Source organism: Marinobacter qingdaonensis (assembly GCF_034555935.1).
Classification (GTDB): Bacteria; Pseudomonadota; Gammaproteobacteria; order Pseudomonadales; family Oleiphilaceae; genus Marinobacter; species Marinobacter qingdaonensis.
Genome location: NZ_JAYDCJ010000001.1, coordinates 222,391 through 236,101 on the forward strand (window position 1 = coordinate 222,391; position 13,711 = coordinate 236,101).

Sequence of the window (13,711 nt, forward strand, 5' to 3'; positions counted from 1 at the left end):
TGGTTATTAGTGATGATGAGCATGAGATTCCTCCTGCCCTGGCTGCCCAGCTTTGGCGGTCCTCTTGAGGAAGACCTGTTCAGCCTCCGCAATCACAGCCATGGTGACAACCGCTACGCCGATCACAAACGGGTCTGTATTCAGTTTGACCCAAACAAAGCCACCAAGAACGAGCAAATCCAGAACAATAGCCATCGCAGGCACCCACACATTGGCCTTCACATCCTCCCGCAAATAGCGCAGAACGCCCCAATGGATAGCAATGTCCATGATCAGGTAAAAAATGATGCCCAGCGCTGCAATTCGGGACAGGTCGAAGAAGGCCGTGAGGATAAGCCCAAGCACCACGGTATAAACCAAGGTGTGCTTCTGGATGCTGCCCGGCATGCCGAAATGGCTGTGGGGGACCAGCTTCATTTCAGTCAGCATGGCCAACATGCGCGAGACGGCGAAAATACTGGCCAGAATGCCTCCGGCGGTGGCCATCATCGCAATGGCAACGGTAAACCAGACGCCATACTCGCCCAATGCGGGGCGCGCAGCGGCCGCCAGGGAGTAGTCCTGCGTCTTGATGATTTCCGCCAGGGAGAGATTGCTGGCAACGGCGAAACCGACCAGGGTGTAGATCACCACACAGGCGGCGATAGAAATAATGATAGCTCGCCCCACATTCCGCTTGGGGTCTATGACTTCTGAGCCGCTATTGGTGATGGTCGTAAAACCTTTGAAGGCCAGAATGCCAAGGGCCGTGGCGCCCAGGAAGTTGCCCACGGTTCCAGCCTTACCAGTGTTCGAGAAATCCACTGACAGGCTGTCGGCAATCCAAACACCCACCAGCCCGAAAATCAGTATGCCGCCGATCTTCAGAATGCCTATGAAAGACGCCACCCCTTGAATCATCCGATTACCTAAGAGATTAATCAGAAACGCGACCAGAATCAGTGAGACGCCAAGAATGGGTACCATACGGCCACTGTCATCGCCCCCGAACAACTGCATGGTGTAGGAACCGAAGGTGCGCGCAAGAAAGCTTTGGGCGATCACCATCGAAAAATACATCAGCAAAGCATTAAACGCGGTCGGTAGCCGGTTGCCATAAGCTTTGTGCAGGTACATGCCAATGCCCCCGGCTGATGGGTAGGCATTGGAGATTTTGATGTACGAATAAGCGCTGAAACCGACGATCACGGCGGCAGCGAGAAACGCCAATGGGAAAAGAGCGCCGGTCATCTGCGCCATCTGCCCGGTCAATGCGAAGATACCGGCCCCAATCATGACTCCGGTACCCAGCATAACGGTTCCCGGGAGTGTGAGACTGCCTTCCTGATAGCGAGTGGTCCTGTCTTGCTCCCTGCTCATTCGCCCTCCTGATACTCTTACTCAAGAACCCGAAATGCCGCCGACATCTGACTGAGCATTTCAGGTATTTATCCCATATCAAATCCTATAAAAAAGGGCCAGGGGAAGAACCTGGCCCAAGACACCTCGTCAGAACGCGATGCGAGCACCGATGACAGCAAACCAATCTTCTGTGCCGCCGCCGCTCGCTTCAGCCAGGTCGGCGCTATCGCCATACTTACGCTCGTGCACCACACCCACGTAGGGTGAGAACGCACGGTCGATCAGGTCGTAGCTGAGCCGGAGGCCGGTTTCGGTGGAAACTAATCCCTTGCCGACGCCGATCTCTTCATCCTCACTGAGCGCTACTGAGGCATCCAGCGTTGCCGCCAGAATCCAGTAGTTGGTGAACAGCAATTCGTACTCAGCGTCCAGTTCGGCTGACGTATCGCCATCCTTGCTGACATACAGATTTGCATCGATCTCAAACCATTGAGGTGCCAGCCCCGCGACGCCGAGAACAGCGTATGTGCGGTCCGGCCCCTCCGGAGTATCGAAACGCACGCCCGCTTTGGCGTCGAAGAACTTGGAGATGGGGATCTGGCCGACCAACTGGTTTTCCAGTGTTTCGTAGGCCTGCTCCTGTATTTCGTATTCACCGGTTGTGAGCAGCCGGATTTTAAAATCATCGGTGCCATAGAAGGCATCCGCATTCCAGACGCCCAGCTCCTCGTCATCGTCGCTGTAGCGGTATTCAAACTCTTCAAATTGAACACCCCAGGTTGTGAGTGGCTGTTTACGAGCGGTCGTGTCGGAGATCATTTCCTGAGCGGTCACCGCCGTCGAGAATCCGATAGAGGCAAGGAAACTGACCGCAACAAGTGATCGAATACAACTCATGCCTCACCTCCTTCTTCAGCCGCCACGTCTGTTTTGGCCTGCGTTGACTCTGGCCCACCTTCAACAATCACCTTGCGGAACATGCCAGCGGCCGCGTGATAAGAAAGGTGGCAGTGGAACGCCCACTGGCCAGGCTCGTCGACTTCGGTTTCCATATAAACGGTGGTGCCGGGCTGCACACTGACCGTGTGCTTGATCGGATTCCACTGGCCTGCGCCAACATCAAGAATTGACCACATACCGTGCAGATGCATGGGGTGAGTCATCATGGTTTCGTTAACAAACTTGAAACGGACCCGCTCACCGTATTTGAGGCGAATCGGATCGGCGTCTTCGTACTTAACGCCATTTATGCTCCAGGTATACCGCTCCATGTTGCCGGTCAAACGAAGCTCAATTTCCCGGGTCGGCTCGCGAACTTCATACAGCGGATCCTGAGCCTTCAGGTCAGCGTAGGACAGGAACTTACCGCCATTGGCTGCCGTGGGTACGAGGCCACTACCCTTGGCATAGAAGGGATCACTTGGACCTTCTTTTTTACCCATCGCCATGGAACCGTGATCCATGCCTTCCATGTTAGAATGATCCATTCCTTTCATATTTGAGTGGTCCATTCCTTTCATCGAAGAATGATCCATTCCGCCCATCCCTTCTGAGCTGCTCATATCCATGTCGCCATGATCCATACCGGCCATGCTGCCATGGTCCATGCCATGCATACCGCTCATGTCGGCCATAGTCAGGCGGGCCGGTTCACGCAGTTGCGGTACAGCCGCTTCCATACCCTCTTCTGGGGCCAGTGTTGCTCTGGCATAGCCCGAACGCCCCATGGATTCGGCGAATATGGTGTAGGCCTGCTCATCTTTCGGACGCACGATTACATCGTAGGTTTCCGCCACACCAATCCGGAATTCGTCTACATTAACCGGCTGAACATTGTTGCCATCAGCCTGGACAACCGTCATATCCAAACCCGGAATCCGGATGTCAAAGTAGGTCATCGCGGAAGAGTTGATGAATCGCAGCCGAATGCGTTCGCCCGGCTCAAAGAGTCCCGTCCAGTTCTGGTCCGGACCTTTGCCGTTGATCAGGCCCGTAAAGCCCTGCACGTCTTCAACGTCTGCCTTCATCATCCGCATGCCACCCCAGGCCATACGGTCACTGACGGTGTTCATCAGGCCATTTTTTGACACGTCCGAGAAAAACTCGCCGACGGTTTGCTGCTCGCGGTTGTAGTAATCCGGCATCATTTTCAGGTTGCGCATGATGCGGTCACCGGAATGGGGGTGCTTATCAGTCAACTGCACCACGTATTCACGATCGTAGCGGAATGGCTCACGGCCCTCGGGCTCGATGACAATGGCACCATAGGCGCCGTCCGGCTCCTGGAATCCAGAGTGGCTGTGGAACCAGTAAGTGCCCGCTTGCTGGATAGGAAATTCATAGGTGAAGGTTTCACCCGGCTTGATGCCCGGGAAGCTGATACCGGGCACACCGTCCTGGTTAAAAGGAAGGATCAGGCCGTGCCAGTGAATAGACGTCATCTCATCCAGGTTATTGGTCACATTGATCTTGACGTTTTCGCCTTCCTTGAAGCGCATAACCGGCCCCGGGGATGCGCCGTTGTATCCGATGCCTTCCTTCACAAAATCGCCGGTATCAATTTTTACCCGGTCGACCGTAAGGTCGTACTCACCGGCCATAACCAAGGCTGGCATCAGCAGGCTCAAAAGCCCTGTCAAAAAGCGTGTTTTCATCTGTTTTACTCCAAACTACACGTCATTGAAGCCGGGCCAAGAAACGTGTCTCAGCCCCGCTGATCGCGGACTTCCGCCAAGCGATTTACTCGAAATTGACCTCACCGTACATACCGGCCTGATAGTGGCCTGGCACGTTGCAGGCGAATTCGATATTGCTTTTATCAGAAAACTTCCAAATTATTTCTTTGCTTTGGCCGGGTTCCAGCAACACGCTGTTCGGGTCGTCATGCTTCATGGAATGGCCATTGCCCATATCCATATTCATCATGTCGTGGTTCAGCTTGCCGCCCTGGATCACGCCATGCTCAACCATCATCATCATTTCCTCTTGGTGAGCGTCGTGCATGTCGGGAGTGCCCACATTGAATTCATGCACGAGGTTTCCTTTGTTCTCCACCACGAAGCGAACGGTTTCGCCAGGCTTTACACTGATTTCTTCGGGCTCGTAGTAGTTGTCGTACATTTCCACTGTGATAGTGCGAGAGGCCTCCGAGGCTTTACCCGGTTCGCCGCTGCTGGCGCCATGACCACCGCCATGAGCACCGGCGGCGAGGGTCACTGCGGACATCGACATGGCCGCGGCTGCAACAATCAACTTGGATGCATTCATCTTGTCTTCTCCATTGATAAAGTGGCCGGAAATCCCGGCGTCGGTTGGCTCTGAACAAAGAGCGATGCCAGAATACGAATCACACCATCGCGCATTAACCTGAATTCTTGCTGAAAATATTGAACTAATTTGCCATTCAGGCTGAATTCAGGTTGATCAGCGACACTCCAAAGCTATTACTTGGCTCAGAGAAGGAATGTCCGATGCGATTACTGCTCGTTGAAGATGACCGTTTGCTGGCTGACGGATTAAGTGGTCAGCTTGAAAAGGCAGGGTTCAGCGTTGATACGACCTACACCGCCAAAGAGGCTGCGATTCTGGGCGAGCAGGAGGACTATCGAGCCGTTATTCTTGATCTTGGCCTACCCGATGGCAACGGGTTAGACGTTTTGAGGAAATGGAGAACCCATCAGATAGGCTGCCCGGTTCTTATTCTGACCGCCAGAGGCGACTGGCACGACAAGGTGGAAGGCCTTAAAGCTGGAGCGGATGACTACCTTGCAAAACCCTTTCAGACCGAAGAACTCATCGCCCGGCTCAACGCCATTGTGCGTCGAAGCGAAGGCCGTATTCATTCAATGGTAAAAGCCGGACGCTTCGAATTAGATGAAAATCGTCAAAGCCTGAAATCGGAAGATGGCACGGAGCACAGCCTCACCGGCACGGAATTTCGCCTACTGCGCTGCCTGATGAGCCGTCCCGGCCATGTGTTCTCGAAAGAGCAGCTAATGGAGCAGTTGTACAACCTGAACGACAGCCCGAATGAAAACATCATCGAAGCCTACATTCGCAGATTGCGAAAACTGGTTGGCAACGACACCATTGCAACCCGTCGCGGCCAGGGGTATCTGTTCAATGACGCTGTTTAGCAAGCCCAAATCCGTCAAAGGCACGTTGCTTATATTGCTACTGCCAGCCGGCATTGCATTAATGGGGCTTGCATGGCTGGTTCACGGCCTCTTACTGGACCGGATGTCCCGGGAATTCGTCGAGACACGTCTCAAGGATGAGGTCACCTTTCTGGAGCACCAGATTCGCGAGTCTGGTGGTCAATTGGACAGTCTCAAGACCGGTGACTATTTTCAGGAAGTCTTTCATCACGCCTTCGCCATTCACTCTCCGTCCATGACTATCATTTCCCCGGATTCCTGGGCACCGGTGTTAATGTCGTTGATTGAATCAGCGAAGGATGGAACCGTTCGTATTCAGGATGCGGGTACAGTCGAAGGCCCAAAGAGCATTCTTGCGTATCGAAAGTCGTTCCAGATAGGCAATACGCCGATTGTAGTGATCGTGTCCGAGGATCTCGGCGCACTAAAACGCAGTCAGACGGAGTTGCACGCGTGGACGGCCATCGTCTCTATTTTGCTAATTCTGCTCTTGGTCGTTGCGATCTGGTTTGGTATCAATTTGTCCATGCGCCCAGTCGTCGAACTGAAGGCCACGCTAAAGCGACTTCAAGATGGCAAGGTTTCCCGGATTCATGTCCAGGCGCCCGAGGAGTTTCGACCGCTGGTCCAGCAGCTCAACCAATTACTCGACTCACTCGACCAGCGACTGGAACGGTCAAGGGATGCGCTCGCGAATCTCTCTCACAGCGTCAAGACCCCGATTGCGGCCGTCCGACAGGTTCTTGAGGACACCAGCCGTCCACTCTCCAACGATCTCCGCCTTCAGATGACCGCGAGACTCAATGATATCGATAAACAACTTGAAGCGGAAATGCGACGCAGCCGCTTTGCCGGGCCACAGGTTGGAAAAAGCGCTTACCCTCTGAAACAGGCGCGGGACCTACTTTGGATGCTGGGGCGGCTATACCCGGAAAAGTCCTTTGAACTGTCGAGTTCTCTGCCGGAGGAAGCCCGCTGGCCGATTGAGCAACACGACCTGAATGAGATCATGGGCAATCTCCTGGACAACGCAGGCAAATGGTCAGAACGATGTGTAGAGCTCTCACTCGTTCAGAATTCCGGAACACTGAAGATCTGCGTGACAGACGATGGGCCAGGCGTCCACGAGGCAGAAATCAGCAAGCTGGGTCAACGGGGATTGCGGCTGGACGAGCAGACCCCAGGCCATGGCCTCGGGCTGGCGATTGTTCGAGAAATTGTCGAACGCTACAGTGGAACCCTCCACTTCTCACCTGCTCCGAAAAGTGGGTTGTCCGTGATAGTTGACCTTCCCAGGGCGGTGCCGGTGATCAATCGTTGACCCGGCCACTTGGTATGTGGTTAAGCGATCACATGTGGATAGTGTTTGTATAAAAACTTTCCTCACAGTAATGCCTTTTTCAAGCTAGATTCAGCTTCGTCTGTTGTTATAGCGGGTCGCTTGAAGTCCGGTCTCTTAGCTAATTTTGGACTTACCCCGATACACGTGACAACCCCGTTCCTCAAAGCGAGGCCTTCAGACTTCAAGCTGAATGTTCGCTTTGCGACCCCAGTGCTTTCTGGATTTGACGAAACATGCCAACCACTCAGAGCGATCTGAGTTTGTAGTGCACCTTCAGGATGACAATCTGGGATGCCTATTATTGCTCCTCATGGGAAAGATTTTTCGTCGAATGACACTCAATCGCCAGCCAGGCCTGTAAATCGTTGGTAGCCCAGTCTCTGGCAAGCGGCATTTGAATTAGCATATGGGCACTAATCGGCCTCTGTTCTGATAGGCTGGCTTTAAAGGGTAAGACATCCGTCATGTTCCATGATTTCGGAGGATTCATCATGTTTTCGGGCCTCAGCGCATTTCCTTTAACCCCTATGAGTGAGCAAGGTATAGACGAGGCGGCATTTGTTCGATTGATCGAACAGCTCGTTACCGCCAACGTTGATTCAATAGGCGTGTTGGGCTCGACTGGAAACTATGCCTATCTGACCATGGACGAGCGTGCACGTGTCGTAAGACTTGCCATTGAACACGCAGGGGATGTCCCTGTGATGGTAGGTATCGGTGCGCTGCGCACGCGCGATGTACTTACGCTGGCCGAGGATGCCGAGGTAGCTGGTGCCTCCGGGGTACTGCTGGCGCCAATGTCCTATCAGAAACTGCTTCCAGATGAAGTTTTCGGGCTCTATGAAACAGTAACGCACGCACTATCGCTTCCGCTTTGTGTCTACGACAATCCTGGTACCACGCAGTTTGTTTTCAGCGACGAGCTTCACGGACAAATTGCGCATCTCCCGAACGTGGCGTCGATCAAGATTCCCGGAGTGCCTGAAGACCCTATTGAAGCAATGGCGCGGGTTGAAAGGCTTCGTGCACACATTCCATCAACCGTCACTGTGGGGGTGAGTGGAGATGCCTTCGCCGCGACTGGCCTGAATGCCGGCTGTGATGCCTGGTATTCTGTGATCGGGGGCGTGTTTCCCGCCGCAGCACTTGCGATTACGCGCGCAGCTCAGGCCGGGAACGCGCAGGAAGCGACACGGTTATCGAAACGATTACAGCCCTTATGGGAATTGTTCAACGAATCTGGAGGAAGCCTGCGGGTTGTCGCAGCTGCTGCGGAATTGCAGGGACTTGCTGAGTCTCCGTGTTTACCGCTGCCGCTCAAAACCCTTGGTAAAGAGGGGCGTCGACGACTGGCGAACTTGATTGATGAGCTGGATTTATCGTGACGCAAATGTCGCTCCACGACGGTCAATACAACGGGGTAAAAGCGGAGGGTTTTGAGTGGATTGGGGACTTTTAATCACTTTCGCTACAACCTTCGCGTCAATCCTGGCTCTGCCTGGGCCGAACGCTGCATTTGCCGTAGGACAGTCCCTTAGGTATGGCGCACGGAAGTCGCTGGCAGTCGCCGTAGGTTTTATGTTGGCAACCTGCGTCCACGGGATACTCGTGTTATCCGGACTGGGCGTACTGATACAACGCTTTGCAGGTGCATTGGTATTGCTGAAGTGGTGTGGGGTTGCTTATTTGGTGTATCTCGCCATAAAGGCGTTCAGGTCCGGGGTAAATATTGTAACTGTTTCCTCTCAGACAATGACCGTAAGCAAAATGATGCTAAGTGCAATGGCAGTCTCATTGACAAATCCTAAAGCACTGCTGGCGAGTCTGATGATCTACCCGCTATTCATCACGTCTTCCGGCGCTTATATCTCTCAAGCGGTAGCATTGGTGGCAGTCGCAATGGCGATTTCTTTTTCCATATACGCAACCTACATAGTGGGAGCATCCAAGTTGGGCAAGCATTTGCGGAGGAGCGAATGGGCCAATAAGATCGTCGCGTCGTTCTATTTGGGTGCAGCTGGTGTGTTGGCTTCCAAATCAACATAACTCAAAGCGGGCCCTTCGGCCTTTGATCTGAATGTCCGCTTTGCGACCAAGCCAAATCTTCGCGTCAGTTAAAAAGGCCCAGATTTGGAACCGAAACAAAAGGTAGTGCAAATAATGACCATTCCCCGAAATCAAACCGTTGAAGCGCGTAGACCAGCTAACGATTTCCAATTCGAATATTACGATGTGTACAAATCCCCCCCATTTTTCGTCCACATAGTTGACGTGCCAACGTGTATGCATATTAATTTTCGAAACTACCTCAACAGCGCCTAAAAATCAGCATCTTAACTAGGATATACACACGGCATGCGGAAACTGTATGGCAGCACCCAATGAAATGCACAGATTGGTTTGCGGCCAACCTCCATGGGAGAAAATTGACAACATTAGGAATGTGTTCGGAAAACCGCCGAGGTGACCCTGGGCGGCGTCGACACCCGGCAGCTATCCTCCAAGACCATGGCGGTGCTGGAGCGCCCGAACCTGTATTTTATCGGCGAAGTGGTGGACGTCACCGGCCACCTGGGCGGGCATAACTTTCAATGGGCTTGGGCGTCAGGGGTGGCAGCGGGCAACGACGCCTGATCCAGAGCACGAGTGCAAAGTTGGCGAACTGATCTGGGCTAAGCCAGATGAGTACCTGCTGGGTAATTACTGACCCGGACCGCTCCGGCGTCGCCCACCATGGCCGCCCGATACAGAAAACCCTCACAGGCCTTTGCCCGCTTCTTGGCGGCACTGGCGGCCTCGGAAAGCTGTTCGGAGGTCCAGCGCCGGCCACCCGGGACATCGAGGATGGCTGCGGCCAGGGACACCAGGGGAAACCGGGAAACCCGGCCACTGCGGTCTTCCGATTCCACAAATCCGGAGCGCAGCACGGCCTCCGGGTAGAAGCAGCGGGTACTGGCGCAGAACTCGCGCTGGATCGAGCGCGCCCGGCGCTCAACCTGGTCCGACTCACTGACCACCACAAAGTCATCACCGCCAATGTGGCCGACGAAATCCGTGTCGTCATCAAAGTGACTGGCCAGCAGATCCGCCAGCAGGGCAATAACCCGGTCCCCGACCTGGTACCCCAACTGGTCGTTCAGGGGCTTGAACAGATTGATGTCAAAGTAGAGCACCCGGAACGGCTGTTGCGCCGCAGCCCTGGCCACCAACGCCCGTTGGATCGGCACGTTGCCGGGCAGCAGGGTAAGTGGGTTGGCGTACCGGGCTTTCTCAATCTTGCGTTCGGTGATGCGCTTGAGCAGCGAGCGGGTTGATCCCAGCCCGATGTACGCCCCGCGACGGGTGATGATGAAGTGCTGTTTCAGGTAATGCTCGTCGTCATCGATCAGGCGCTGGCTGACCTCCTCCAGCGGCGTGTCGTACTCCACCACCAGGGCGTCGGAACTTAGCATCTGGCTGACCGCCCGCTTTTCGTAAAGCGCCCGGCCGTAGGGCGTACTGAAGGTTTCCAGCACCCGCCACTTGTGCACCAGGCCCAGCGGGCAGCGGGTGTCGACCACCGGCAGCGCGAAGGTGCCCGGCTCGTTCTGCAACCGCTCCCAGGCTTCCTGCAGCGTGGCATCGGAGCGGATGGGTTCGATGTAGTGGCACAGGTCACCGGCGGTTTCCCGGTTTGGCAAGTCGACCCGGCCCTCCGGGGACACCCCCAGCACGTCCAGGCTGGCGGTGGTGATGGCCTTGGGCCGGCCGAACAGGAAGCCCTGCACCAGCTCGATCCCCATGCCCGACACCACGTTCAGCTCGGCCTCGGTCTCCACCCCTTCGGCAATCAGGCTGCAACCCAGGCGGCTGGCCAAATCCACCACCGAACGCAGGAACTCCCGTTTCACCAGATCGTCCTGGATGTCGCGGATGAAGTGACGGTCGATCTTGACGAAATCGGGTTTCAGCTCGGACCAGAGTTTCAGCCCGGAGTAACCGCTGCCCAGGTCATCAATGGCAATGAGAAAGCCCCGCGCCCGGAGCCAGGCCAGGGTCTTGAGCAGTTCCAGGGGATCGGCGGTGGGGTACCGCTCCGACAGTTCGATGACGATGTCCGATGCCTGCAGTCCATTCAGGCGCAACAGCTCGTCCAACTGATGGGCATCAAACTGACCGGGCATGAGCTTGGCCGGGCTGATGTTCAGGAACAGTTTCTGGGGCGAGCCCTGCCCCGACCAGTTGCGGGCCGCAGTGCGAAAACAGAGTGTCTCCAGCTCCATGGTCAGGCCACAGCGCTCGGCGGTCTCGAACAGGATGTTGGCCGCATGCAGACTGCTGTCGGAAGGCCCACGGCTGAGTGCTTCATAGCCGAACACTTCCTGCTCGCCGATGTTCACGATCGGCTGAAAAAGAGTGGTAATGCTTTCTTCAGACAGTAGGGACAGCAATTCCTGGCTGAGACTATCCTGCACCTCGGTTCCCCATGATTGGACAATGGGCCGTGCGGCAGCCTTGTAAACGGGTCCTTCCGAAGTCCACCCGGCCGACGGATCTACTGGCACACCTCCCTGGCTGCCAACAACAAAACGTGCAGCGAAGCATGCCCAAGAAATGTGACAGTTATGTGTACCTGTCGACAGAGCACGGGGGTAACACCGCGACAGGCCGGGGAAAGTTCGGCGGGATCAGGGCTGGTAGGTCAGTCGTTCCAGCGAGGCCCCATCCCCGGACAGCAGCCGATGCTGGCGATTCCATTCCCGCTGGAACTCGTCGCTGACCTCGTCGCCGGGGTCCACCCCACGGCGGGCGTCGGTCATGGCCTGGTCGAGTCGGGCACGGCGCTCGCCCACGCTCTGACCGGCCTTGAGGTTGTCCAAGAGATCAAGCCAGGGGCGGGACTGGCCGGGCCCGGCCTGTTCGATCCGAGTCCGATAATCGGCCTGATGGGGACCGGACACCAGGGCGTAGTCGTACAGCATTTCGGCCGCGGAAAACATCAGATCCGGCTCACAGGGGCCTTCAAGGTATCGCACCATGGCCCGCTCCAGCTGCGCGTGAAGGTCGCGCGAGCCGAGGCGACCGTAGGCATCAACAATCACCTCCGGCATAGTGCACAGGAAGTAGTTGCCGGCGTAGAAGGCACTGGTCTCGCCGTCGACGGCCACGTAGGGGCGCTCCGGCAGGTGGGAGCGATCAAGGAACCGCTGGTAGAGTTCGGCCGCCAGGCCATACAGTGGTTCCACCTCACCGGGGCTGAGGTCACCGCGCACCACCCCTTCGGCCAGATCCGAGAGCCTGTTGAAGTAGGTGCCCCAGAGCGGGAATTCGTCGTCCGTGGCCGGTCCGGCCTGAACCAGATCCCGGAAGTGCTCGCCCAGGGTCTGCAGCGATTTCGTCCGGCGGGCGTCCGCGACCCCGGCATCGGTGGAGGATGCGGCCAGCATGCGGTCCACCTGCTCGAGCTGACGCCGGTATTCCGGCGTGATGCTGGCGCCGCCGCGGCTCGTCTCCCCACTCGCGGGCTGCGCCGGGACCTGCACCAGCGACTGACAGCCCGCCATCAACACGGACAGCAGGAGGACGGTCGCGACCGAGCGCCAACCCTCAGAAATTCGGCTTGAACGGGTCAGCGTTGGCATCCTCGTCCTCTTCTTCGATCTCTTCCAGGGTCAGCTCACCGATCGAGGACGCCGGTTTGGCCGCGGCGGCGCTTTCCTGCTCGGCCGAGACGCCCTCGCCCTGCGCGAGCTTGATCCGCAACCTCAGGTTGTTCGGGGAGTCGGCATTGGCTATCGCGTCCTCGAAGGTAACGCGACCTGCTTCGTAGAGTTTGAACAGGGCGCCGTCGAAGGTCTGCATGCCCAGGTTTTCCGACTTCTCCATGATCTCCTTGATCTCCGGCAGCCGGTTTTTGAGGATCAGTTCCTGCACGGTCTTGGTACCCAGCAGGACCTCGACCGCGGCACAGCGCTTGCCATCGGCGGTCGGCACCAGACGCTGGGAAACAAAGCCCCGGATGTTCTGGGCCAGGCTCATCAGCAGCGCCGGCCGCTTCTCGTCCGGGAACAGGTTGATGATGCGCTCGAGCGCCTGGTTGGCGTTGTTGGCGTGGAGTGTCGAAATCGCCAGGTGCCCGGTTTCGGAGAACTCCAGGGCATGCTCCATGGTCTCCCGGTCCCGGATCTCGCCGATCAGAATCACATCAGGGGCCTGACGCAGGGTGTTCTTGAGCGCGTTCTTGAAGCTCCGGGTGTCGACCCCGACCTCGCGCTGGTTCACGATGGACTTCTTGTGCCGGTGCACAAACTCCACCGGGTCTTCGATGGTGATGATGTGACCACCGACGTTGCTGTTGCGATAATCGATCAGCGCCGCCAACGAGGTGGACTTACCCGAGCCCGTGCCGCCCACGAACAGCACCAGCCCGCGCTTGTTCATGATCAGTTCCTTGAGAACCGGCGGCAGCCCCAGGTCATCGAATTTGGGGATCTCGGTGTTGATGTTTCGGGCGACGATGGCCGCCTCGTTGCGCTGCTTGAAGATGTTGACCCGAAACCGGCCGACTCCGGGCAGGGAAATGGCGAGGTTCATCTCCAGTTCGGTGTTGAAGATTTCCCTCTGTTCATCGTCCATGATGCTGTTGGCAATCGACTCCACCTCCCCCGATTTCAGCACCTCCCGAGAAAGGGGCTTCAATACACCCTGAAACTTCGCACAGGGCGGCGCCCCGGTGCTCAGATACAGGTCGGAACCGTCGTTCTTCGCCAGGACATTGAGGTACTTGTTGATTACTGCCGTCACGGGGCGCTCTCCTTGTCGGGCCTATGGGGACCTTTTTTGATCCCGACAGTGTAGCCGCTCGGACTGGCTTGTCTCCATAACCGTTTGC

General features: G+C 56.3%; 11 protein-coding genes and 1 pseudogene. 5 read left to right on the forward strand and 7 right to left on the reverse strand.

All coding sequences use genetic code 11. The features are described 5' to 3' along the window. Positions 1 to 6: 6 nt before the first annotated feature. The 4 genes from U5822_RS01000 to U5822_RS01015 form a co-directional block, all read right to left on the reverse strand. Positions 7 to 1,359 (reverse strand): APC family permease, encoded by a 1,353-nt coding sequence (locus U5822_RS01000; RefSeq protein ID WP_322853754.1) that lies wholly within the window; start codon positions 1,357 to 1,359, stop codon positions 7 to 9. Positions 1,360 to 1,488: 129 nt separating this feature from the next. After that, positions 1,489 to 2,238 (reverse strand): copper resistance protein B, encoded by a 750-nt coding sequence (locus tag U5822_RS01005; RefSeq protein ID WP_322853755.1) that lies wholly within the window; start codon positions 2,236 to 2,238, stop codon positions 1,489 to 1,491. Further along, positions 2,235 to 3,995 (reverse strand): copper resistance system multicopper oxidase, encoded by a 1,761-nt coding sequence (locus U5822_RS01010; RefSeq protein WP_014575803.1) that lies wholly within the window; start codon positions 3,993 to 3,995, stop codon positions 2,235 to 2,237. The genes U5822_RS01005 and U5822_RS01010 overlap by 4 nt, the downstream gene beginning before the upstream one ends. 85 nt (positions 3,996 to 4,080) lie before the next feature. Next, positions 4,081 to 4,608 (reverse strand): cupredoxin domain-containing protein, encoded by a 528-nt coding sequence (locus U5822_RS01015; RefSeq protein WP_004578671.1) that lies wholly within the window; start codon positions 4,606 to 4,608, stop codon positions 4,081 to 4,083. A 203-nt stretch (positions 4,609 to 4,811) separates the two neighbouring features. On the opposite strand from U5822_RS01015, the gene U5822_RS01020 reads away from it, so the two are divergent. The 5 genes and pseudogenes from U5822_RS01020 to U5822_RS01040 form a co-directional block, all read left to right on the forward strand. Beyond that, entirely contained in the window at positions 4,812 to 5,477 is a 666-nt protein-coding gene (locus tag U5822_RS01020) for a response regulator transcription factor (RefSeq protein ID WP_322853756.1), read from the forward strand. Next, a complete protein-coding gene (locus tag U5822_RS01025; RefSeq protein WP_322853757.1) occupies positions 5,464 to 6,819 on the forward strand; it encodes an ATP-binding protein in 1,356 nt (451 codons plus the stop codon). Before U5822_RS01020 ends, U5822_RS01025 begins: the two co-directional genes overlap by 14 nt. A gap of 485 nt (positions 6,820 to 7,304) precedes the next feature. Continuing rightward, positions 7,305 to 8,225 carry a dihydrodipicolinate synthase family protein gene (locus tag U5822_RS01030; protein WP_322853758.1) on the forward strand — a complete coding sequence of 307 codons (921 nt, stop codon included), beginning with the start codon at positions 7,305 to 7,307 and terminating at the stop codon, positions 8,223 to 8,225. A 55-nt stretch (positions 8,226 to 8,280) separates the two neighbouring features. After that, on the forward strand, positions 8,281 to 8,886 hold the full coding sequence (locus tag U5822_RS01035) for a LysE family translocator (RefSeq protein ID WP_322853759.1): 606 nt from the start codon (positions 8,281 to 8,283) through the stop codon (positions 8,884 to 8,886). 405 nt (positions 8,887 to 9,291) lie between these two features. Continuing rightward, positions 9,292 to 9,474: pseudogene (locus U5822_RS01040) on the forward strand (NAD(P)/FAD-dependent oxidoreductase); the annotation flags it as partial. 38 nt (positions 9,475 to 9,512) lie between these two features. Here the strand turns inward: U5822_RS01040 and U5822_RS01045 are convergent. From U5822_RS01045 to U5822_RS01055, 3 genes are all read right to left on the reverse strand, one after another. Next, positions 9,513 to 11,294, reverse strand: a complete 1,782-nt coding sequence (locus U5822_RS01045) for a GGDEF domain-containing protein (protein WP_322853760.1) — start codon at positions 11,292 to 11,294, stop codon at positions 9,513 to 9,515. Between the two features lie 213 nt (positions 11,295 to 11,507). Beyond that, a complete protein-coding gene (locus U5822_RS01050) occupies positions 11,508 to 12,461 on the reverse strand; it encodes a hypothetical protein (protein ID WP_322853761.1) in 954 nt (317 codons plus the stop codon). Beyond that, complete coding sequence (locus U5822_RS01055) at positions 12,427 to 13,623, reverse strand: PilT/PilU family type 4a pilus ATPase (RefSeq protein ID WP_322853762.1); 1,197 nt, start codon at positions 13,621 to 13,623, stop codon at positions 12,427 to 12,429. Before U5822_RS01055 ends, U5822_RS01050 begins: the two co-directional genes overlap by 35 nt. Positions 13,624 to 13,711 lie beyond the last annotated feature (88 nt).

Coding starts and splice junctions, on each gene's coding strand:
- U5822_RS01020 (WP_322853756.1), top strand. CDS start 4,812: ATGCGATTACTGCTCGTTGAAGATGACCGTTTGCTGGCTGACGGATTA.
- U5822_RS01050 (WP_322853761.1), bottom strand. CDS start 12,461: ATGCCAACGCTGACCCGTTCAAGCCGAATTTCTGAGGGTTGGCGCTCG.
- U5822_RS01025 (WP_322853757.1), top strand. CDS start 5,464: ATGACGCTGTTTAGCAAGCCCAAATCCGTCAAAGGCACGTTGCTTATA.
- U5822_RS01000 (WP_322853754.1), bottom strand. CDS start 1,359: ATGAGCAGGGAGCAAGACAGGACCACTCGCTATCAGGAAGGCAGTCTC.
- U5822_RS01015 (WP_004578671.1), bottom strand. CDS start 4,608: ATGAATGCATCCAAGTTGATTGTTGCAGCCGCGGCCATGTCGATGTCC.
- U5822_RS01030 (WP_322853758.1), top strand. CDS start 7,305: ATGTTCCATGATTTCGGAGGATTCATCATGTTTTCGGGCCTCAGCGCA.
- U5822_RS01005 (WP_322853755.1), bottom strand. CDS start 2,238: ATGAGTTGTATTCGATCACTTGTTGCGGTCAGTTTCCTTGCCTCTATC.
- U5822_RS01010 (WP_014575803.1), bottom strand. CDS start 3,995: ATGAAAACACGCTTTTTGACAGGGCTTTTGAGCCTGCTGATGCCAGCC.